This window comes from Ochrobactrum sp. A-1, from assembly GCF_022488005.1.
Classification (GTDB): Bacteria; Pseudomonadota; Alphaproteobacteria; order Rhizobiales; family Rhizobiaceae; genus Brucella.
The window spans coordinates 902,909-923,104 of the sequence record NZ_JAKVQC010000004.1 but is presented as its reverse complement, the minus strand read 5'-3'; the positions used below and the strand labels follow the sequence as shown (position 1 = coordinate 923,104).

Genomic DNA, 20,196 nt, shown 5'->3' with positions numbered 1-20,196 from the left:
GCGGAGAAAACCGAGCTGATGGGCGCTTACATTCTCCGCCGTCTGCTTCTGATGATCCCGACGATTTTCGGCATCATGGCTATTTCCTTCGCTGTGGTTCAGTTCGCTCCCGGTGGTCCAGTCGAGCGCGTGATCGCGCAGCTTTCCGGCCAAGGCGGCGATGCTCTCGACCGCCTTTCGGGCGGTGGTGGTGATTTCGGGCAAAGTGCCGTCGACAGCGGCTCGATCAATTCCAAATATCGCGGCGCGCAAGGGTTGGACCCGCAATTCATCGCCGATCTCGAAAAGCAGTTCGGCTTCGACAAGCCACCGTTGGAACGATTCGGCCAAATGCTGTGGAACTATCTGCGTTTCGATTTCGGACGCAGCTACTTCCGCGATATCAGCGTGATCGACCTCATCAAGGAAAAGATGCCGGTTTCGATTTCGCTCGGCCTGTGGCTGACTTTTCTGTCCTACATGATCTCTATACCGCTCGGCATTCGCAAGGCTATCAAGGACGGTTCGCGCTTCGACACCTGGACCAGCGCCGTCATCATCGTCGGTTACGCCATTCCAAGCTTCCTGTTCGCGATTCTGCTGATCGTGCTGTTTGCAGGCGGCTCGTTCTTCGACTGGTTCCCGCTGCGCGGCCTCACCTCACCCGATTTCGCGCAAATGTCGTTCTGGGGCAAGATCGGCGACTATCTGTGGCATATGGTGCTGCCGGTCACCGCACTCGTGCTCTCCGCCTTTGCCACCACGACGCTTCTCACCAAGAATTCGTTTCTGGAAGAAATCCGCAAGCAATATGTGACCACGGCCCGCGCCAAGGGGCTGACCGAGAATCAGGTTCTCTATCGTCACGTCTTCCGCAATGCGATGCTGATCGTGATTGCCGGATTTCCGGGCGCCTTCATATCGGCCTTCTTCACCGGCTCGCTTCTGATCGAGACCATCTTCTCGCTCGACGGGCTTGGACTGCTGGGCTACCAGTCGGTCATCAACCGCGATTATCCGGTGGTCTTCGCCAATCTCTTCATCTTCTCGCTGATCGGCCTTCTGGTCGGCCTCCTGTCCGACCTCACCTATACGTGGATCGATCCGCGTATCGACTTTGACCGGAGGGACGTGTGATGACCGACACCACCCTCACCCCAACCACAAAGCCGGTAAAACGTCCGTTTCTGTCGCCACTCAACAAGCGCCGCTGGCAGAACTTCAAGGCCAACAAGCGCGGTTACTGGTCGCTGTGGATTTTCCTGTTCCTGCTCATCGCAGCGCTTTGTTCCGAGTTCATCGCGAATGACCGGCCTATCCTCGTTTCCTACAAGGGCGAGCTGCTGATGCCGGTTTTCGTCGATTATCCGGAAGAGAAATTCGGCGGCTTTTATGCCGTTACCGATTATCGCGATCCGGTGATACAGGACGAGATCAACAATAATGGCTGGGCTATCTGGCCGCCGATCCGCTATTCCTACAACACCGTGAATAACGAGATACCGGAAGCAGCGCCGTCGAAGCCGTTCTGGCTCTATTCGGCGGAAGAACGCTGCCAGCGCTATCCGCAGGGCGTGAGCGATCCCAATTGTCGTTTCGGCAATTTCAATCTGCTCGGCACCGACGATCAGGCGCGCGATGTATTCGCACGCGCACTCTACGGCTTTCGTATTTCGGTGCTGTTCGGCCTGATTCTCACCTTCTTCTCTGCCATTATCGGCGTGACGGCTGGTGCAGTTCAGGGTTATTTCGGCGGCTGGGTCGATCTTCTGTTCCAGCGCTTCATCGAAATCTGGTCCTCGATCCCGGTTCTCTACCTGTTGCTGATTATCGCGGCGATATTGCCGCCCGGCTTCTGGGTGCTTCTGGGCATCATGCTTCTGTTCTCATGGGTGGCTTTCGTCGGTGTTGTGCGCGCGGAATTTTTGCGGGCCCGAAACTTCGAATATGTGAATGCCGCGCGTGCGCTCGGCGTGAAGAACGGCACCATCATGTGGCGGCATCTCCTGCCCAATGCCATGGTCGCGACCTTGACCTTCCTGCCTTTCATTCTGAACGGTTCTATCACCACGCTGACCTCGCTCGACTTCCTCGGTTTCGGCCTGCCGCCCGGCTCGGCTTCGCTGGGCGAACTTCTTGCTCAGGGCAAGAACAACCTGCAGGCACCCTGGCTCGGCATTACCGGCTTCGTGGTCATCTCGCTGATGCTGTCGCTTCTGATCTTCATCGGTGAAGCAACACGCGACGCCTTCGATCCGCGAAAGGCATTTCAATGAGTGGGTCAATGAGCGGGTCAATGAACGAATCAGGGAACAAAATCCTGCTGTCCGTCCGCGATCTGTCTGTAGCCTTCCGCCAGAATGGCGAGGAACGCATTTCCGTGGACCGTGTATCCTTCGACATTGCCGAAGGTGAAACGGTAGCCCTTGTCGGCGAATCGGGATCAGGCAAATCCGTTTCGGCCTTGTCGATCCTCAAGCTGCTGCCCTATCCATCTGCCAGCCATCCTTCCGGAGAAATTCTTTTCAACGGCAAGGATTTGATGAAGGCTTCGGAGCCGGAACTGCGCCGTGTGCGCGGCAACGACATCACGATGATCTTTCAGGAGCCGATGACCTCGCTCAATCCGCTGCACAGTGTGGAGCGGCAGATCGGTGAAATCCTGAAAATGCATCAGGGCATGGGCGAACAGGCGGCGCGAACGCGGACATTGGAACTTTTGAACGAAGTCGGCATTCGCGAGCCGGAAAAGCGCCTGTCGGCCTTCCCGCACCAGCTTTCCGGCGGACAGCGCCAGCGCGTCATGATCGCCATGGCGCTTGCCAACAAGCCGAAACTGCTGATTGCCGACGAGCCGACCACGGCACTCGATGTCACCGTGCAGGCGCAAATCTTGAAGCTGCTCGCCGAGTTGAAAGCCGCACAGGGCATGTCGATGCTCTTCATCACCCACGACCTCGGCATCGTGCGCAAGATCGCCGACAAGGTCTGCGTGATGAGCAAGGGCAAGATCGTCGAGGCCGGGCCGACCAAGGAGATTTTCGAAAACCCGCAGCATCCTTACACCAAGCACCTGCTTGCCGCCGAACCGAAGGGCGAGCCGCCTGCTGCCGATCCGGCAGCAAAAACGGTAATGGAAGGCAAGGATATCCGCGTCTGGTTCCCGATCAAGAAGGGCTTCATGCGCAAGACCGTCGACCATGTGAAGGCGGTGGACGGGATCGACGTAAACTTACGCGCCGGTCAGACGCTCGGCGTCGTCGGCGAATCAGGTTCCGGCAAGACGACGCTTGGCCTCGCACTGTCGCGTATGATTTCGTCCAAGGGCGAGATCAGGTTCGACGGGCGTGATATTGCCAAGTTCAGCTTCAAGGATATGCGCCCGCTTCGCCGCGAGATGCAGATCGTGTTTCAGGATCCGTTCGGCTCGCTTTCCCCGCGCATGACCATCGCGGACATCATCGCCGAAGGGCTTCTGGTGCATGAGCCTAAACTGTCGGCAGACGAACGCGATGCGCGTGTCGTTGCCGCGCTCAACGAGGTCAATCTCGATCCGGAAACCCGCTTCCGCTATCCGCACGAATTTTCCGGTGGCCAGCGCCAGCGCGTCGCCATTGCACGTGCCATGGTGTTGAACCCGAAATTCGTCATGCTGGACGAACCGACATCCGCGCTCGATATGAGCGTGCAGGCACAGGTGGTCGATCTGTTACGCGCATTGCAGAAGAAGCATGATCTCGCCTATCTTTTCATAAGTCACGACCTGAAAGTGGTGCGGGCGCTGGCAAATGACGTGCTGGTGATGCGTAACGGCAAGGCCGTCGAATATGGCGCGGCGAAGGATGTCTTCGCCCACCCGCAGACCGATTATACCAAGGCGTTGATGGCGGCAGCCTTCCGCATGGAAGCAACAGAGGGAGGAACGAAGCAATGACAAACAATGATAAGGGCAATATCCTTCTGGCGATCACCGACTGGGACCCGGAAATCTGGCTGAAGACGTTTCGGGATCACGCGCCGGACCGCCCGGTGGTGACGGATCGCACGGAAAACGATCCTTCCATCAAATATGCGCTCGTATGGAAGCAGAAGTCCGGCTCGCTTGAGAGCCTGCCCAATCTGAAGGTTATCTTCTCGCTGGGCGCAGGCGTCGATCACGTCTTCCGCGATGACCGGATTCCCGATGTGCCGCTGGTGCGCATCATCTCCGACGATCTTACCATGCGCATGACGGAATATGTCGTCTGGCAGGTGCTGGACCATCACCGTCTCGGACAGCGCTATCGCAAGCAGCAGCAGAATCATGTCTGGCACGAGGATCGCCGCCAGCCTGCGGCTCATGAAGTCACTGTCGGCATCATGGGCCTCGGTGTGCTCGGGCGCGATGCTGCTGAAAAGCTGAAGTTGCTCGGCTTCAATGTCACCGGCTGGAGCCGCCGCCAGCAAGAGATCGATGGCGTGCAGACCTATCATGGCAAGGACGGTTTTGGGAAATTCCTCAAGACGGCCGACATATTCGTCTGCCTGCTGCCGCTGACGCCCGACACAAAGGGTATCCTCTCCATGTCGATGTTTGCGCAACTGAAGAGCGACGGGCCGCTCGGTGCTCCGGTGCTGATCAATGCCGGACGCGGCGGTCTTCAGAATGAGGCGGATATTCTGGCCGCGCTCGATCGCGGGCTTCTTTCGGCAGCTTCGCTCGACGTGTTCACGCAGGAACCGCTACCGACCAACAGTCCCCTCTGGGATCATCCGCGTGTGACGATCACGCCGCATGCGGCGGCAAGCTCATCTGCTACCGCCCTTGTGCCGCAGATTATCCGCCAGATCGAAGCCTTTGAGCGGGATGGGACGCTGGAGCATATCGTGGATCGCAATACGCAATATTAGAGCCGCGCATGCAGTCTCTTTTCCCTCATCCTTCGAAGGGCTCAGGATGAGGGGGAAGCGTGGCGACAGCGGAAAAGAAGCTGAGAGAACATTAATAAGCTCGACCCGAAATACACTGGTTCAAGCAGCGATCCCGATTGCCCCATCCTCGCCGACCGTCACCCGATGGCCGGCGAATTGCTTTTGCGCTTCGCGGTCGAGTTCAATGGCGATAGGCACGTCAAGCCCCATTTCACGCGCCACGATGAGGCCAAGGAGCAGGATCGCATCCGGTTCGTGTAGGACAATGGCCGCAGGCGCATGACCGCTATGGACCAGTTCCAGAAGAACGGCTGCAGCCGATGAAGACCCGATGGTCCCAGGCAGGCACAACACACGGCCGGCAATGCTCTGCCCATGTTCCGGATGGCGCACGTCGGCAATCCGCCCGCTCTTCGGATCGACACCGCCCCAGAAACTGATCGGCGCAGAGAGAACCAGCGCCTCAGCATCGGCCCCTTTGCCTGCAACGAGTATGGAACTTTCCCCCGTGCTCATACCGCCTGTCTCCCGAAAACCGGCCTGCCCGCGACAGCACTTTCCACGCATTCTTCCAGCGAGCCGTAAAGCACGCCATAGCCGGTATTGCCGGGTGCATAATGGGCGAACTTTCCGGAATTGGTCATCAGGACTGCATCATCCTTGAGCGGCAAAATGGGTGTAACGACCACGCATGTATCGGCGACAATGACGACGCCTGCTTTTTCAAGCGCCTGCCTGCGTCCGTCTTTCTCCAGTTCGACCAGCGCATGACGGCCCGTGCAGGCATAAAGCGGCACTGCGAGCTTGCGTTCCGCTATCGCGCGCTCCAGGCGGTCGAATTCGGTTATCGAAAGATGCGGACTGCCAATGGCAACAGCGTCGATATGATCCACCCGCTCGACCGTCGAAAGCCGCTTGCGCGTCGTCTCGATCATTTCTCGCGTTACGTTGATGACGCCCTCCGGCTTCTGGTGCTGCAAAGCCGTTTCAAGATCGGGAGCCTCGGGCGTCACGCCTGCAATATGGAACAGACCGACTGCGCCAACCGATGCCGATGCCGCGCCAAAAGCCTTTAGATCGTCTTCATCGGGATGGACAGGATTACCAGCAACGACACCGATATTCGTGCCCACGCTGCGACCGAACAGATTGCCGAGAATGGGCCAGGCCACTTCTGAAGACAGGAAGGCCCGATCGAGTGCCGAAATATCGATCACCACCGTGGCGCGACGGTTTTGGCTTTGATGCAAACCATAATCGGGCGCACGGCCAGCAATCGCGCACGCAATATCGAGAAAGTCGCCGTAGCGATTGGTGCGCGCGCCGAGGACCGAATTGCAGAATACGACTGCATTGGATTCACCCCAGGCGACATCAGTGCCCTTTGCAGGCCTGTGCCCGGCCTGATATGGAGCGCAGGTCCAGGTCGGCTCGCAGCCGAGCTTGATATAGGCTCGCATCATACGCTTGGCCATATCGGCCTCGTGAGCCGGCAACAGGTTACGCGAACAGCCCGTCAGATCGATAGAGCCGACATTGAGCGTAGAACGCACCTTTACCTTTGCACCGCCCTCAACCAGCTTTTCTGCAAAAAGCGTTCCGCTGTCGCCGTGATAAAGCGCGCCGTCAATATGAGCGGATGCAACAGGGATCAGACGCGGCGCCCCCATCAGCCTCGCGGTATCGGCCACGATGCGCATGGCCATCGCAGCGCCTTCTCCCTGATCGCCTGCGGCTGTCGACCGCTCTTCATGGGTTAATGCCAGTGCCATGCTCAGCCTTTTTGCGTGCCTTGTAACGAATGGTCTCAAAACGGACATTCAGGGCATTATAGAGCAGCAGACGACCGACCAGCGGCTCACCGATGCCGGTAATGAGCTTGATGACTTCCATCGCCTGCAGGCTGCCGATCACACCCGGCAGGACGCCAAGCACACCGGCCTCAGCGCAGGTTGGCACCGTTCCAGGTGGCGGCGCCTCCGGGAAAAGATCGCGATAAGATGGGTTCTGTGTGCCATCTGGACCAGTCGCATAGGGCATCAGCACGGTGACCGTGCCATCAAAACGGCCCATGGCACCCGTCACGAGCGGTCTTCCCACTCCGGCAGCAGCATCGGCCAGAATATAGCGCGTCGTGAAATTGTCCGAACCATCCACCAAGACGTCATAATTACCGATCAAAGCTTCGACGTTGTCCGCATCGAGGCGAAGCTGGTGTCCTTCCACCTTCACATGTGGGTTGATGCGGGCAATAGTGGCAAGCGCGCTTTCCACCTTTGGTTGGCCCACACTTTCCGTATCATGAATGACCTGTCGTTGCAGGTTCGATAGTGAAACAGTGTCGTCATCGACAATGCCGAGCGTGCCGACACCGGCAGCCGCCAGATATTGCAGCACGGGCGCGCCAAGCCCGCCTGCGCCTACGATCAGCACACGCGCGGCCTTCAGCTTCTGCTGGCCCGGACCGCCAATTTCCGGCAGCACGATATGGCGCGCATAGCGTTCAAGTTCTTCGGACGAAAATGGTCTGGATGGTGCATTCATGCCTCAAACATATGCCTCTCCCAAGGCGCTGTCAGCGGATATTTTGCCTCACGGCACGATGCCAAAATGGAACCGGTTTTCGGATCAGGCGTCGGACAGTCTGGTGAGATGACCGGCAGAGACGTTGAAGAATTGCGCTTCCCCTTCGAGCGCTTCGAAAAGGGCGCGATCCGTACCGGTCATGAAAGCCTGCCCACCCAGTTCATCAAGGATGCCGAAGAGCGCGGCGCGGCGTCCCGTATCGAGATGCGCGGCGATTTCATCGAGCAGGAGTATCGGAGCCATACCGGAAAGCTCTGCCGTCAATCGTGCATGGGCAAGCACGAGACCGATCAAAAGCGCCTTTTGCTCACCCGTGGAACAGAGCGCGGCTGGCATAGCCTTGGGGCGATGCTGGACGATCAGATCGGTGCGATGCGGGCCGTCGAGTGTGCGGCCTGCCGCCCGGTCCCGCGTGCGGCCATCGCGTAGGGTACGGCGGAAATCCTCTTCAAGATCGAGCGCTGCCTCGACATTGATTCGCTGCTCCAGCGCCCCCTCCAGAAAGCAATCGGCCTTTGGAAACGGTCCTTCGGCAGGAAGCCGTTCGATCATCGCCGCAATCAGGCGCATGGCTTCGGCGCGCGCAGCGGCAATGGCCGTGCCCAGCTCCGCCATCTGGCTTTCAATCGCATCCAGCCATTGATCGTCATTGTTGCCATCGTTCAGCAAGCGATTGCGACTGCGCATCGCTTTCTCATAATCGAGCACGCGTTTGCCGTGGGCAGTATCGATGGCAAGCACCATGCGATCAAGAAAACGCCGGCGATCAGAAGCGCCTCCGGTGAAAAGTCCATCCATCGATGGCACTACCCAGAGGATGCGCGCATAGTCGAGCATATCATCGCCGGAGGCCGCAATACCGTTGATACGAACCTTGCGGCCACCCTCGCCACCACCAGCGGTTCCGGTGCCGACTTCAGCCTCACCATAGATCATACAGTCGAGCGCCGCATGAATGGCAAAGCCGTCGAGCGAGTTGGTGCGGGCGACATCGTCATAGGCGGCACGGCGCAAGCCGCGTCCCGGTGACAGAAAGGAAATTGCTTCGATCAGATTGGTCTTGCCGGAGCCATTCTCACCTGTCAGCACGACATGGCCGGGGCCAAGCGGCAGTGACAGTTCCGCATAATTGCGGAAATTCAAAAGCTTGAGCCGCCGGATCGAAACTCGTTCCGTGCGGCTTTGATTAGGCTCAGGCGTATTCACTTTTCTGTTCTTTAAACACGCATCGGCATCAGGACGTACAACACATCTTCATCGCCGGTGTCGCGCACCAGTGTCGGCGAACCGGCGTCGGCGAGCATGAAGACCGCATCCGAACCGGAAAGCTGGCTCGTAATGTCGAGCAGATATTTCGAATTGAACCCGATATCGAGCGGGTCGGCGTCATAGTCCGCTGCAAGCTCATCGGTTGCGCTGCCGGAATCAGGGTTGTTGACGGTGAGCGTCAGTTGGCCATCGGCAATCGAAAGTTTTACCGCGCGGCCACGTTCGCTCGAAATGGTCGAGACGCGATCCACGGAGGCCGCAAACTCCTGGCGACCGATGGTGAGCTTCTTGTCATTGCCAGACGGAATGACGCGCTGGTAATCCGGGAAGGTGCCGTCAATCAGCTTCGAGGTGAGGACGACCGATCCAACGGTGAATCGAATCTTGGCGTCCGACAGTTCGACTGTAACGACCACATCCGGCACATCGACCAGCTTCTGCAGTTCAGCAACTGTCTTCCGCGGGATGATGATGCCCGGCATGCCTTCCGTGCCGGACGGCGCTTCCAGCTCGGCGCGCGCCAGACGGTGACCGTCGGTCGCGACAGCGCGCAGCTTCAAGGCGCCATCGCTTTCGATAGCGTGGAAGAAAATGCCATTGAGGTAATAACGGGTTTCTTCCGTCGAAATCGCAAATTGCGTGCGGTCGATGAGACGCTTCAGCGCCTGCGCCTCGATCCGGAACGAATGAGTGAAGGCACCGGCGGTCAATTCCGGGAAATCGGACTGCGGCAGGCATTGCAGGCGGAAGGACGACTTGCCGGAAATGACCGACATGGAACCGCCATCCGGATTGGTGGACAGCATGACTTCAGCGCCATCAGGCAGCTTGCGGACAATATCATAGAGAAGATGCGCTGGAACCGTCGTGGCGCCTGCCTGTTCCACCATGGCGGCCGTCGCTTCGTTGACCTCAAGATCAAGGTCGGTCGCCTTGAGTGCGAGGCTTGCCCCCTCCGCCTGCAAAAGCACGTTCGACAGAATCGGTATCGTGTTGCGGCGCTCCACGACGCGATGGACGTGGTTGAGAGATTTGAGAAGGTTCGATCGCTCTAGGGTAACACGCATGTTCAAACGCACTCGCTCGCTGGGACAGGGCAACTGCATCTGACGGGCAGGCAGGCGGCCCCTGTCGATAAGGCGCCGGGGCGCCAGAAGGTCCGTTAAAGTGGCAGATTTTTAAGGAGAAAAGCAAGCCCGCGCCGTGTCGGAAAGCGACAGGGCCCGGGCTTTTTGTTGATAACCGCCGTTGATAGCGGGGATGGTTTACCGATCAGGCAGCCTGATCGTTGATAAGGCGCTTCAGAAGCTCGAGTTCCTGCGCCAGTTTGGTGTCGGCTCCAACCAGATCCTCGATCTTGCGCACGGCATGAAGAACCGTTGTGTGATCGCGACCGCCGAAGCGGCGACCGATTTCCGGCAGAGAACGTGGTGTCATCATCTTGGCAAGATACATTGCCACCTGACGCGGCTTGACGATGGTGCGCGTGCGGCGGTTCGACAGCAGGTCCTGCTTCGAGACATTATAGTGACGCGCCACTATGCGCTGGATTTCCTCGATGCGGATACGCTTCGGTTCGCCAACGCGGGTCAGATGACCGAGCAACTCATCGACGCGGTCGATGGAGATGTTCGGCTCGAAAGACTGGCGGAACAGAAGCTGGTTGAAAGCGCCTTCCAGTTCGCGACCCGATCCGGTGACCGTGCGGGCAACGTGAGAGAGAATTTCTTCGCCAATATTGAGGCTCGAATCTTCTGCCTGTGCGACGGCCAGACGGCGACGCAGCATCTCGACACGCATGTCGTAATCAGGAGCCGCAACTTCGAGCGCAACACCGCCTTGAAGACGCGAACGAACGCGCACATCGAGCGATTCCAGTTCGGAAGGCGCACGATCGGCAGCAACCACAACCTGCTTGGCGCTATCGAGCAGCGTGTTCAGGAGATGGCAGAATTCGTGCTGGATAGATTTACCCTGCAGGAACTGCATGTCGTCGATCACGAGAAGGTCGATATCACGCAGCTGTTCCTTGAAGGACAGCGCATTGTTATCGCGGATAGCAGTGGCGAAGCGCCACATGAAATATTCAGCCGTCAGATAGACAACACGGGCCTTTTCCTGACGCTGGAGCGCGGCAGCAGCAATTGCCTGTAAAAGGTGCGTCTTGCCGAGACCGACGGAAGCATGGATGAAAAGGGGATTGAAACGGACCGCGCTCGAACCGGCTTCCGCAATGGTGCGGGCTGCAGCAAGCGCCACGCGATTCGATGCGCCATCGACAAAGCTGTCGAACGTATAGCGCGGATCAAGCGGAGAGCCCAAAACCGAGCCCGAAGCCGCTGCCGATTCTGCGACCACTGCGGAACCGCGCTTATCACCCAGCGACTGACCGCCAAACGACTGTCCGAGCGGGAACACCATCTTTTCGCGTGGAGCGACGGCGGGCTTGGTTTCAGCGGCTTCGCAGGCTTCCACGGGAGCGGCACTGCGCACCACACGGCTTACACCGCGAACCACGACTTCGACTTTCAGAATTTGCGGATTCTCTTCCTGCCACAGCTCGGTCAGAAGTTCGGAATAATGGTTATTGATCCAGGAGCGCAGAAACGCCGTCGGAACCGACAGGCGGACAATGCTCTTGGAGATGTCGTCGAGCTTCAGACGACCGAACCAGCTGGAATAAATCTCGGTGCCGACGCGGGCTTTCAGCTTTGCCGTAAGGCGCTCGAAAACCTCGTCACCGGCATTGCCGCTCAACTCGACCAGGCTCTTGTCATTTCCGGTAGCAGAAGATCCGTGGATACGGTTCGCATGTGCATCATCACCCATCGTTGCCGTCGATTTACCGGTCATCATTGCCATCGTCTCGCCTGCCTTCACATTCGTACGCGCCGTTTTCTGGCGCTTGTCATTTTTTCCTGTCCGAACCGCAGACTTATCATCCGTCTGGCGCGGCAGGTACTCACTCACAAAGCCCGGCTCTATAGCTCTGGGCCAAACACAAACTCAAACGGTCCCATCAGGACCCACACCCGGATACTCCTTCCCGGCGACCTTTTTACGACTCACAACACTTTACCGGAGGCTGATTGCCCGGAAAGAAATCCGCCACAACCATTCAATTGTCGGGGACATGCCTAAAACGGCATTCCGGTTAATGAACGGTAAGCAAACAACCATGAGGAACAGGACCTTACGACCAGAATGTAACACCCGCGGGCTGTGATGCCCACGCCAACAAATCCACTATTTGATGCTAACTCCGGGCCGGTGGCCCACCCCTCTTATGCCCTGACTTTAGCGAAGCCCTGCTGCAAAGGGCAAGCCTCAGAAAGCCACATTTTTTTGCTGAAAGCCCTTGCAGAGGGACTCGACAAAAGTAGGGAATCGAATGCCAGCGAAATAACACCTTTGGATTCAATGCGTTTTCACTGAGCAATTTTTAGGTGATCCTGATATGTTCTGCCTGAAAATAAATTTAAAAATATTCCTTGACTCAAAACGCCTTCCGAGTCCCTAAACCAGCCTGTGGATAACAGTGGATAAAAATATGCAACCATTTGAAAATACTAATTAAATCACCAGATGTGAAATTAGCCGCCCTGCAAGATATTCCAACTAGGCATTGAAAAATCTCTACAATTCAAGGTGGAGCGAGAGAACGTCGGTTTTCTGAAAAGCGTTCAAAAAAGAAAACCCGGCTAACAATGAGCCGGGTTTCGAAAGCGATCCATAAGAATGGATGAATGATTAGGCGTTCAGAGCCTTAACGCGCTGAGCGAGGCGAGACACCTTACGCGAAGCGGTATTCTTATGCATTACGCCCTTGGACGCTGCGCGCATCAGTTCAGGCTCAGCAGCCTTGAACGCGACTTCTGCAGCCTGCTTGTCGCCGCTCAACAGAGCGTCTTCCAGCTTGCGCACGAAGGTGCGAACGCGCGAACGGCGGGACTTGTTGATTTCGGTGCGGGCAGCGATCTTGCGCACTGCCTTCTTGGCCGAAGGAGTATTGGCCATAAATGCCTCTCTTTTTTCTGTCAGCTAGCCAGGGGCAAAAACCGCCGGGCACAAAACCTCTAGGGCAGCCGAGAAAATCCCTTGAGGTTCCCTGGGGCCACCGATCCGTGGGCGGGCTTATAGATCAGCTTTGGCGCGGCGTCAACGTGGATTCTGCCCCAAAGCTTGATCAAAAAGCCGCAAACCCGGCCCGGAAGCCCTTCAAACGTGGCGGGAAGGCTTCCGGCAAGCTGTTGTCGGGGCGGCCATTGGACCGCCAGCCGATCAATCAGCGATTCTTGAACGATGGTGTCCGCTTGTCGATGAAGGCTGCCATGCCTTCCTTCTGGTCTTCCGTCGCAAACAGGGAATGGAACTGACGCCGCTCAAAGCGAAGCCCCTCGCTCAGCGTCATTTCATAAGTACGGTTGACCGCTTCCTTGACCATCAGCACGGAAGGACGTGAGAAGGATGCAATACGTTCGGCAGCCTTCAGCGCTTCTTCCAGGAGCTCTTCCGGCGCAACGACGCGCGAGACGAGGCCGCTGCGTTCGGCTTCTGCGGCGTCCATCATCCGCCCGGTCAGGCACATATCCATCGCCTTGGACTTGCCGACATAGCGCGTGAGGCGCTGCGAGCCGCCCATGCCGGGCATGACGCCCAGCGTGATCTCCGGCTGGCCGAATTTCGCATTGCTGCCCGCAATGATAAAATCGCACATCATGGCCAGTTCGCAGCCGCCGCCGAGCGCGTAGCCTGACACCGCCGCGATGATTGGCTTGCGGACACGGTCCACTTTCTGCCAGTCGGCGAACATGTCCTGAAGATAGGCGTCCACGAAATCAATCGGCTGCATTTCCTTGATGTCGGCACCGGCAGCGAAAGCCTTTTCGGAACCGGTCAACACGATAGCGCCGATCTTGCCGTCCGTATCGAAAGCTCCGAGAGCTTCGGTCAATTCGTCGAGAACCTTGCGGTTCAGCGCATTCAGCGCCTGCGGGCGGTTGAGGCGGATGAGGCCGACGCCGCCGCGTGTCTCGACGATGATCGTTTCATAGGCCATGGATTTGAACTCCTCCTTCAGGCAGATCAAGCATTTCCTGTTTTTCCTGAATCACGGAAAATGCTCTGTCTTTTTGGTTTGAACCGCGCATCCTGGCCGAAAACCGTTTCACACTTTTCGGGATGCGCTTTCACCGATTGGCGGGCAAAGTGGACCGACATCACTTCTTTTTCAAGGCCTCAATGCTGGCAGGAGGCACAGAAAAAAGTCGAACGTCCCGACTGTATCGCCCGTTCCACAATGCCGTTACAGGCGGGATTTCTGCAAGGCTCGCCCTCGCGCCCATAGACGGAGAAGGAGTGCTGGAAATAACCAAGCGCGCCGTCTGCCTGAATATAGTCCTTGAGAGTAGACCCGCCTGCAGCAATGGCTTCTGCAATCACCATGCGGATATCGGAAGCGAGCCGCTCCATGATTGCGGCGTTCTCTGCAATGGACCCCGCAGAACGCATGGGCGACAGATGACTGCGCCAGAGCGCCTCGCAAACATAGATATTACCGAGACCGGCTATCAACCGCTGATCGAGCAGCGCCGCCTTGAGCGGAGTTCGACGTCCCTTGAAGAGTTCTGCCAGAATGGCACCCGAGAGCAGATTGCCTGTCGGTTCTATGCCGAGGCTTGCCAGCAGCGGATGGCTGTCGAGCGTGCCTTCTTCCGCAAAGAGCATGAAGCCGAAGCGACGCGGATCGTTGTAGACGATGCGGGCAGGAGCGCCGTCGGCGCCCAGGAGGTGAAACACGACATGGTCATGTGCGCTCAGCTTGGAGCGCTCATGGTGGAATTCGCCCGGCGTGTCGCCGCCGTCATTGGTTTCAATGCGAAACGAACCCGACATGCCAAGATGGCTGATGACGGAAAGGCCATCATCAAGATGGATCGTGAGATATTTCGCGCGACGTCCAAGCGCCGAAATGCGCCGGCCGGAAAGCCGTTCGACAAAGCGGTCGGGAAAGGGAAAGCGCAGGTCCGGGCGTCGCTGCTCGACTTGGCTGACGGTCGCGCCCTCCATGACGGGCTGCAGACCACGGCGAACCGTCTCGACCTCTGGTAATTCGGGCATTGAAAACTGATCCTGAACAAGAGCCTTACATTGGCTTTGCCCTTATATGTTCAGTTTTGTCCGCAATGCCAAGAGCTCAGCAATTGGTACAGGGGATCGTGTTCGTATAGCGCGGCGCCAGATAATAGGTTTCGCGCATCGGAATGCTGGTAGAAATCCATGCATTGAGCGGCTTGTAGTCGAGTTCGACATCGACCTTGATGAAATATGATCCTTCACCAACGAGGCCTGCCGGAAGATCGCCGTTGCCCCCCTTCTTGGCTGCAAAATTCGCGATATTGGCATAGGACCAGTCCACCTTCGGCGTCAGGTTCTTGGCACTCGTGGTTCCGTCGATCCTGATTGCGGTGATCCTTATCTTCGGGTCGCTCCGGCCATAGGGCAGAAGCGAAGCGCGGCCGATATTGAACATGTCGTCCAGATCATTCTTCGTGATCGACAATTGGCGAGCAACCAGATCGGCGAGACTGCTCGCCGACCGCGACACTTTCTTGTTTGTGTCGAACCCGTCGGCAAGATCGGCAGAGCCCAGATAAATCAAAAGCAGTACGGGAGCGATCAGGGCGAACTCAACCGCTCCCAAGCCGCCCCGGTCACTCAGAAATTTCCGAAGATAGTTACGCATGACAATCGATCGCTCTGGAGTGTAGCTCGAAAAGTTAGAAACGCTTTTCGGGGTGCACGTCGGTTGTTCTAGTTCGGGAAGGGTTCATTCTGCCAGGTAAGCGTCGCAAAAAGCGGCATCGTGCCGTCCGCTTTGTAAGGGCTTTCCATCATATAGAGGATGTTCGTCAGCACCGGCCAGGCATACACCACATTGAGCTGGTTGATCGTTGATGTCCCGCTCGTCCCGATAATGCCTGTCTGCGTGAGCTTGCCTTTCTCATCGAGAATCTTGTCAGTCGGAACTTTGTCGAAGCCTTCATAGGTTCCAAGATTGAGTGAAAGATTGGGACAGCCCGAAGCGACCATGAACTGCATCTGCTGGCAGAGTTCCTTGCGCAGGGCTTATTCGCTTATCGCAGTCCCTCTGATCTGGCCCGTTTGCAATCTACGCGCCACCGTCTCCGTCGCGTTAGATATGACCTGACGCGCAGCAAAACTCATGCCGACCTCGATCGTCGCAAAGACGATGAGCAGGAATGGAAAGATGAGCAGCGCGAACTCAACCGCCGCGACGCCATTTTGCGCACGGACGAAACGGCGCAGGCTTACACCCACTCGCGCAAGGTGACGCGCCAAAAGCCCCAATGTCATACCCCACCCAATTCTTTCTGAATTCGATGGGGCGTATCGTTACAACAGGACAACCTGAAAGAGTATTAACGGCAGCGGTCGCTCATGCGTGATTATCGCTATTTGTCGTCAAAACCGCTCTTCGTCGAGGCTTTTTCGCAATAGGGCGTGCAGGAAAGCGTTTGTACTTCTGCCTGACGGTAAATCCGCGTCGTTCCGCGTGTATTGCGGGAAACAACCAGTTCTCGGTCGAGAATCGGTTCGCCCTGCTTATCCATCACGACAATATTGGTGACGCCGAAATCCTTGCCGGTCAGAACGATGGTCTGCGCATCCTGAACAACCGCATCGGCAATCGACGGATTCCCGATCACTACGCTGTCGGCAGGACGCGCCAGCCGCAGGATGCGTGCCTGACTTGTTTCAAGGGCAATATAGTCTTCCGCAGACGCCGGTGCGGCGACAAAAACTGCCATGAACGCAACGCCCATGGCGGGCACTGTGGCGAAGCCACCCAAAGAAAACAATCGACGCGCCACGCGACATTCCCCCGCTGATATAATGGGCCAAGCTCATGAAGCCCCATCAATATAATGAGCAAAGAATGAACAGGATTGGTGAAGGAAGAATTAAGTCGCTACCCCTCCTTGCAGACCATGCCCGCAATTCGCCAAAAATTAACCAATCGCGCGGTTGCCGCACCCCGGAGAGCGCCGAAACATTTCATTAACCCTGATTGTTAAGAGGGCCACAATTCCTCTCTCCTATGCTTGAGCGCATCCGAATTTAAAGCGCATTCCAAAAACCAGCGCGATCGGAACAGCGAGGAGCATGTGATGCCGACATTGATGACGCGTTTCATGAAGAACAGGGCCGGTTCGACAGCAATCGAATATGCGCTGATCGGCACGCTCGTTTCTATAATGATCATCAGCGGCGTCGCGCTCGTGGCCGGTAATGTCGGCGAAAAATTCAACGACACCGCCACCCAGTTCGAACAAGCGACGAACCGCTGATCACTATAGCGTAGTTCCGTGCAAACGGTGCCAAATGGTGGGATGACAGGCGACGCGGGGGCATCGGCAATGACAGCAGCAGCCATGACGGCAATCTTCGCTCTGGCAATGGTGACGGCCATGATCACCGACCTGATGTCGATGACCATTCGCAACCGCGTTTCCATCAGCCTGACACTCGGTTTCATCCTGCTCGCACCGCTTTGCGGCATCTCTCTTTCCGATTATGGCTGGCATCTGGCGGTCGGTGGGATCGCGCTCATTGTCACTTTTTCGCTCTTCTGCCTTCGCGCCATGGGGGGCGGTGACGCCAAGCTCATTGCGGCGACGGCCCTGTGGTTCGGCCCCAACACCAGCCTCATGGATTATCTTGTGATGGTTTCGATCCTGGGCGGCGTGCTGACACTCACGATCATTCTCTACAGGACGATCCCCCGCCCGCTTCTGGCGGATCGCTATGCCTTCATGGGAACGCTTGCTCGTAAGGATATAGGCATTCCCTACGGGATTGCGCTTGGTGCTGCCGGACTCTGGACATTTCCACTGTCGCCGGTCGGAATTTCGATGATGGCTTATATAGCAGGAGCTTTTTGAGCACCTTCATGCACAACGCCAGCGTGTAATCCCAATCTTTCTTTATTCGAATAAGATTATATTAACCATAATTACACGATTGCCAGTGCAATTTTGGAACACGTCATCGAGACGTGGGGATTTGCGTGGGGCATATCATGAAATCAGCTCGACTGCTCATTTTAGGAGTGGCCGTTCTTGCGGCTGGTGGAGCGGGCTATATTGCCATGAACCTCTCCGCACCGCCGCCTGCCCCCATCGTCGTCGCGCCCGAAACACCGCAGATGAAATTGGAAGATGTGCTGGTTGCCACTGAGAATCTCGGGGTCGGCGCAGAACTGACATCGCAGATGCGTTGGCAGCCCTGGCCCGCGGAAGCAGTCAGCGATGGCTATATCACCCGTGCGAGCGAACCCGATGCCATCAATCAATTGAGCGGCGCGACCGTGCGGTTGCAGTTCTTCACGGGTGAACCGATCCGCAAGACCAAGCTCATCGGTCCGGGACAGAGCTTCATGTCGTCGATCCTACCGCCCGGCATGCGCGCCGTCGCGACACAGATCAATGCCGAAAGCTCGGCCGGTGGTTTCATTCTCCCCAATGATTTCGTCGATGTCATCATGACCCGCCGCAAGCCGGACAATGGCGATAAATCGCTGACACCCTTCACCACCGAAACCGTGTTGCAGAACGTACGTGTTCTGGCCATCGATCAGGCCATTCAGGAAGACGAGCAGGGCCGCAAGGTCATGGTCGGCCAGACAGCCACGCTCGAAGTCACGCCGGAACAGGCCGAAATCATCACCGTCGCCCAGCAGATGGCGGATCGCCTGACGCTGGCACTGCGCTCGACACAGGATGTCGAGGACAAGGATATCAAGCAGGCCGACTATCTGGTTTCCTCGCCGACCCGAAGCGGGACGGTCAAGATCATCAAGTCCGGCAGCGTTACAGAAATAGGACCGCGCTCATGAGAAAGATAAAACGCGTGCGCCCGTACTCCAAAAAGATCGCGCTTTTTGCCAGCGCGCTTGCCGCCTTTTCACTGCCCCTCACCGATATGTCCGCCATGGCGGCAGCTGGCGTCGTCAAGGTCGGCAGCCAGCAGCGTTCGCAGACGATCAAGCTTGGCCTCAACAAGTCTGTCGTTCTCGATCTTCCGCAGGATGCCTATGACGTTCTCGTCTCCAACCCGACCATTGCCGATGCGGTGACGCGCACGTCGCGGCGCATCTATCTTTTCGGCAAACAGATCGGGCAGACCAATATTTTCGTTTTCGGTCCGAATGGCGAGCAGGTCGCATCCATCGATGTCGAAATCGAGCGCGATGTGAGCGGGATTTCGTCCCAGCTGAAGCGTCTCATTCCCGGTTCCGATATTCGCGTCGAATTGATCAACGATAATGTGGTGCTGACCGGAACGGTGCAGACCCCACAGGATTCCGCGAAGGCTGCAAAACTTGCCGGTCTTTTCGTTTCTGGTGGCGAGGCTACAACCGGCCAATTCACCACGACTGCATCCGCGCCAACGGATGGCGGCGGTGTTGCCATCAACAATCCTGACCGAAACCGCCGCGAGAGCGCCATCGTCAATATGCTGACTATCGTTGGCGAAGATCAGGTGACGCTGAAAGTCACCGTCGCCGAGGTCAGCCGTTCGGTCATGAAGCAGCTTGGCGTCAACATGAGCGGCGGCGGTGTTTCGAACGGCATTTCCTATGGCGGAATTTCCGAGAGTATTGCCGGAGCCATAGGCAACAACCTGTCCGATACCGGGTTCGGCCTCGCGACGAGCAATTTTTCGGCCTATCTGCGGGCGATGGAAACGGCTGGCGTGATGAAGACGCTCGCCGAGCCGACGCTGACCGCGATCTCAGGCGAAAAAGCGGCTTTCAATGTCGGCGGCGAATATAACGTCATCAACAGCGTGAAATATGATGATGACGGGAAGCGAACCAATGAACTGGCGAAGATTAACTATGGGATCGGCCTCGAATTCATGCCGACCGTGCTGGGACCGGGACGCATCAGTCTGAAAATCAGAACCTCCGTCTCCGAACCGACGACGGAAGGCGCAGGCACGACCAACAAGATGGATGGCGTCGGCGCAAGTATTCTGTCGCTGCGCAAGCGTGTGGCCGACACGACGGTCGAGCTTCCATCCGGGGGCTCCATGATGATCGGCGGCCTGATCCGCGATGAAGTGCGTCAGTCGGTTTCAGGCTTTCCGGGCCTCACCAAGATTCCGGTCCTCGGCGCGCTGTTCCGCAGCAAGGATTTCATCCGCAATGAATCCGAACTGGTGGTGATCGTGACGCCTTATCTGGCGCGCCCTGTTGCCCGCCAGCAGCTTGCGCGGCCTGACGACAATCTCAACCCGGCCAGCGATGGCGCGGGATACATTCTTGGCAAGGTCAATCGCGTTTACGGCACGATGGAAACCAAACTGCCGCCCGGTCGCTACAACGGCGTCGTCGGTTATATCTACAAGTGAGCGGGGACAGAT

Annotated in this window: 21 protein-coding genes; 8 read left to right on the top strand and 13 right to left on the bottom strand. The window is 57.3% G+C overall.

Annotation, left to right across the window (positions count from 1 at the left end; genetic code table 11):
• Positions 1–18 precede the first annotated feature (18 nt).
• The 4 genes from MKS82_RS14020 to MKS82_RS14005 are packed head-to-tail and all read left to right on the top strand — an operon-like array spanning position 19 to position 4,869.
• The gene (locus MKS82_RS14020; RefSeq protein ID WP_109987121.1) at positions 19–1,116 is read left to right on the top strand and encodes a microcin C ABC transporter permease YejB; all 1,098 of its coding nucleotides are present in this window, start codon (positions 19–21) and stop codon (positions 1,114–1,116) included.
• Positions 1,116–2,255, top strand: a complete 1,140-nt coding sequence (locus tag MKS82_RS14015; protein WP_109987120.1) for an ABC transporter permease — start codon at positions 1,116–1,118, stop codon at positions 2,253–2,255. Before MKS82_RS14020 ends, MKS82_RS14015 begins: the two co-directional genes overlap by 1 nt.
• Positions 2,252–3,913 (top strand): ABC transporter ATP-binding protein, encoded by a 1,662-nt coding sequence (locus tag MKS82_RS14010; RefSeq protein WP_109987119.1) that lies wholly within the window; start codon positions 2,252–2,254, stop codon positions 3,911–3,913. The genes MKS82_RS14015 and MKS82_RS14010 overlap by 4 nt, the downstream gene beginning before the upstream one ends.
• The gene (locus tag MKS82_RS14005; RefSeq protein ID WP_109987118.1) at positions 3,910–4,869 is read left to right on the top strand and encodes a 2-hydroxyacid dehydrogenase; all 960 of its coding nucleotides are present in this window, start codon (positions 3,910–3,912) and stop codon (positions 4,867–4,869) included. Before MKS82_RS14010 ends, MKS82_RS14005 begins: the two co-directional genes overlap by 4 nt.
• A gap of 120 nt (positions 4,870–4,989) precedes the next feature.
• On the opposite strand, the gene MKS82_RS14000 is transcribed toward MKS82_RS14005, so the two are convergent.
• From MKS82_RS14000 to MKS82_RS13940, 13 genes are all read right to left on the bottom strand, one after another.
• The gene (locus tag MKS82_RS14000; protein WP_109987117.1) at positions 4,990–5,406 is read right to left on the bottom strand and encodes an aconitase X swivel domain-containing protein; all 417 of its coding nucleotides are present in this window, start codon (positions 5,404–5,406) and stop codon (positions 4,990–4,992) included.
• Positions 5,403–6,662: an aconitase X gene (locus tag MKS82_RS13995; RefSeq protein ID WP_109987116.1), complete on the bottom strand. Its 1,260-nt coding sequence runs from the start codon at positions 6,660–6,662 to the stop codon at positions 5,403–5,405. The genes MKS82_RS14000 and MKS82_RS13995 overlap by 4 nt, the downstream gene beginning before the upstream one ends.
• Entirely contained in the window at positions 6,640–7,434 is a 795-nt protein-coding gene (locus MKS82_RS13990; RefSeq protein ID WP_109987115.1) for a molybdopterin-synthase adenylyltransferase MoeB, read from the bottom strand. The genes MKS82_RS13995 and MKS82_RS13990 overlap by 23 nt, the downstream gene beginning before the upstream one ends.
• 84 nt (positions 7,435–7,518) lie before the next feature.
• Entirely contained in the window at positions 7,519–8,682 is a 1,164-nt protein-coding gene (gene recF, locus MKS82_RS13985; RefSeq protein ID WP_109987114.1) for a DNA replication/repair protein RecF, read from the bottom strand.
• Positions 8,683–8,693: 11 nt separating this feature from the next.
• On the bottom strand, positions 8,694–9,812 hold the full coding sequence (dnaN, locus tag MKS82_RS13980; RefSeq protein ID WP_061344706.1) for a DNA polymerase III subunit beta: 1,119 nt from the start codon (positions 9,810–9,812) through the stop codon (positions 8,694–8,696).
• Positions 9,813–10,017: 205 nt separating this feature from the next.
• A complete protein-coding gene (dnaA, locus tag MKS82_RS13975; protein WP_109987175.1) occupies positions 10,018–11,601 on the bottom strand; it encodes a chromosomal replication initiator protein DnaA in 1,584 nt (527 codons plus the stop codon).
• A gap of 894 nt (positions 11,602–12,495) precedes the next feature.
• Entirely contained in the window at positions 12,496–12,762 is a 267-nt protein-coding gene (rpsT, locus tag MKS82_RS13970; protein WP_010657809.1) for a 30S ribosomal protein S20, read from the bottom strand.
• A gap of 268 nt (positions 12,763–13,030) precedes the next feature.
• Complete coding sequence (locus MKS82_RS13965; RefSeq protein WP_109987174.1) at positions 13,031–13,804, bottom strand: enoyl-CoA hydratase; 774 nt, start codon at positions 13,802–13,804, stop codon at positions 13,031–13,033.
• Positions 13,805–13,983: 179 nt separating this feature from the next.
• Positions 13,984–14,865: a bifunctional DNA-formamidopyrimidine glycosylase/DNA-(apurinic or apyrimidinic site) lyase gene (gene mutM / locus MKS82_RS13960; RefSeq protein WP_109987113.1), complete on the bottom strand. Its 882-nt coding sequence runs from the start codon at positions 14,863–14,865 to the stop codon at positions 13,984–13,986.
• Positions 14,866–14,941: 76 nt separating this feature from the next.
• Positions 14,942–15,490: a TadE/TadG family type IV pilus assembly protein gene (locus tag MKS82_RS13955; protein ID WP_109987112.1), complete on the bottom strand. Its 549-nt coding sequence runs from the start codon at positions 15,488–15,490 to the stop codon at positions 14,942–14,944.
• 68 nt (positions 15,491–15,558) lie between these two features.
• Complete coding sequence (locus tag MKS82_RS13950; RefSeq protein ID WP_240578924.1) at positions 15,559–15,846, bottom strand: hypothetical protein; 288 nt, start codon at positions 15,844–15,846, stop codon at positions 15,559–15,561.
• A gap of 27 nt (positions 15,847–15,873) precedes the next feature.
• Positions 15,874–16,122, bottom strand: a complete 249-nt coding sequence (locus MKS82_RS13945) for a TadE/TadG family type IV pilus assembly protein (protein WP_240578923.1) — start codon at positions 16,120–16,122, stop codon at positions 15,874–15,876.
• A 98-nt stretch (positions 16,123–16,220) separates the two neighbouring features.
• Positions 16,221–16,640 (bottom strand): pilus assembly protein N-terminal domain-containing protein, encoded by a 420-nt coding sequence (locus MKS82_RS13940; RefSeq protein WP_109987110.1) that lies wholly within the window; start codon positions 16,638–16,640, stop codon positions 16,221–16,223.
• 297 nt (positions 16,641–16,937) lie between these two features.
• On the opposite strand from MKS82_RS13940, the gene MKS82_RS13935 reads away from it, so the two are divergent.
• The 4 genes from MKS82_RS13935 (at position 16,938) to MKS82_RS13920 (ending at position 20,184) form a co-directional block, all read left to right on the top strand.
• Complete coding sequence (locus MKS82_RS13935) at positions 16,938–17,117, top strand: Flp family type IVb pilin (RefSeq protein ID WP_071632059.1); 180 nt, start codon at positions 16,938–16,940, stop codon at positions 17,115–17,117.
• A gap of 69 nt (positions 17,118–17,186) precedes the next feature.
• Positions 17,187–17,711 (top strand): A24 family peptidase, encoded by a 525-nt coding sequence (locus MKS82_RS13930; RefSeq protein WP_235969058.1) that lies wholly within the window; start codon positions 17,187–17,189, stop codon positions 17,709–17,711.
• A gap of 137 nt (positions 17,712–17,848) precedes the next feature.
• Entirely contained in the window at positions 17,849–18,664 is an 816-nt protein-coding gene (gene cpaB / locus MKS82_RS13925) for a Flp pilus assembly protein CpaB (RefSeq protein WP_109987108.1), read from the top strand.
• Entirely contained in the window at positions 18,661–20,184 is a 1,524-nt protein-coding gene (locus MKS82_RS13920; protein ID WP_109987107.1) for a type II and III secretion system protein family protein, read from the top strand. Before cpaB ends, MKS82_RS13920 begins: the two co-directional genes overlap by 4 nt.
• The last annotated feature ends 12 nt before the right edge of the window (positions 20,185–20,196 follow it).

Bases quoted from the DNA above. Each gene is read 5' to 3' on its own strand.
- MKS82_RS14020 (WP_109987121.1), top strand. From the start codon at position 19: ATGGGCGCTTACATTCTCCGCCGTCTGCTTCTGATGATCCCGACGATT.
- MKS82_RS14015 (WP_109987120.1), top strand. From the start codon at position 1,116: ATGACCGACACCACCCTCACCCCAACCACAAAGCCGGTAAAACGTCCG.
- MKS82_RS14010 (WP_109987119.1), top strand. From the start codon at position 2,252: ATGAGTGGGTCAATGAGCGGGTCAATGAACGAATCAGGGAACAAAATC.
- MKS82_RS14005 (WP_109987118.1), top strand. From the start codon at position 3,910: ATGACAAACAATGATAAGGGCAATATCCTTCTGGCGATCACCGACTGG.
- MKS82_RS14000 (WP_109987117.1), bottom strand. From the start codon at position 5,406: ATGAGCACGGGGGAAAGTTCCATACTCGTTGCAGGCAAAGGGGCCGAT.
- MKS82_RS13995 (WP_109987116.1), bottom strand. From the start codon at position 6,662: ATGGCACTGGCATTAACCCATGAAGAGCGGTCGACAGCCGCAGGCGAT.
- MKS82_RS13990 (WP_109987115.1), bottom strand. From the start codon at position 7,434: ATGAATGCACCATCCAGACCATTTTCGTCCGAAGAACTTGAACGCTAT.
- dnaN (WP_061344706.1), bottom strand. From the start codon at position 9,812: ATGCGTGTTACCCTAGAGCGATCGAACCTTCTCAAATCTCTCAACCAC.
- dnaA (WP_109987175.1), bottom strand. From the start codon at position 11,601: ATGATGACCGGTAAATCGACGGCAACGATGGGTGATGATGCACATGCG.
- rpsT (WP_010657809.1), bottom strand. From the start codon at position 12,762: ATGGCCAATACTCCTTCGGCCAAGAAGGCAGTGCGCAAGATCGCTGCC.
- MKS82_RS13965 (WP_109987174.1), bottom strand. From the start codon at position 13,804: ATGGCCTATGAAACGATCATCGTCGAGACACGCGGCGGCGTCGGCCTC.
- mutM (WP_109987113.1), bottom strand. From the start codon at position 14,865: ATGCCCGAATTACCAGAGGTCGAGACGGTTCGCCGTGGTCTGCAGCCC.
- MKS82_RS13955 (WP_109987112.1), bottom strand. From the start codon at position 15,490: ATGCGTAACTATCTTCGGAAATTTCTGAGTGACCGGGGCGGCTTGGGA.
- MKS82_RS13950 (WP_240578924.1), bottom strand. From the start codon at position 15,846: ATGCAGTTCATGGTCGCTTCGGGCTGTCCCAATCTTTCACTCAATCTT.
- MKS82_RS13945 (WP_240578923.1), bottom strand. From the start codon at position 16,122: ATGACATTGGGGCTTTTGGCGCGTCACCTTGCGCGAGTGGGTGTAAGC.
- MKS82_RS13935 (WP_071632059.1), top strand. From the start codon at position 16,938: ATGCCGACATTGATGACGCGTTTCATGAAGAACAGGGCCGGTTCGACA.
- MKS82_RS13930 (WP_235969058.1), top strand. From the start codon at position 17,187: ATGACAGCAGCAGCCATGACGGCAATCTTCGCTCTGGCAATGGTGACG.
- cpaB (WP_109987108.1), top strand. From the start codon at position 17,849: ATGAAATCAGCTCGACTGCTCATTTTAGGAGTGGCCGTTCTTGCGGCT.
- MKS82_RS13920 (WP_109987107.1), top strand. From the start codon at position 18,661: ATGAGAAAGATAAAACGCGTGCGCCCGTACTCCAAAAAGATCGCGCTT.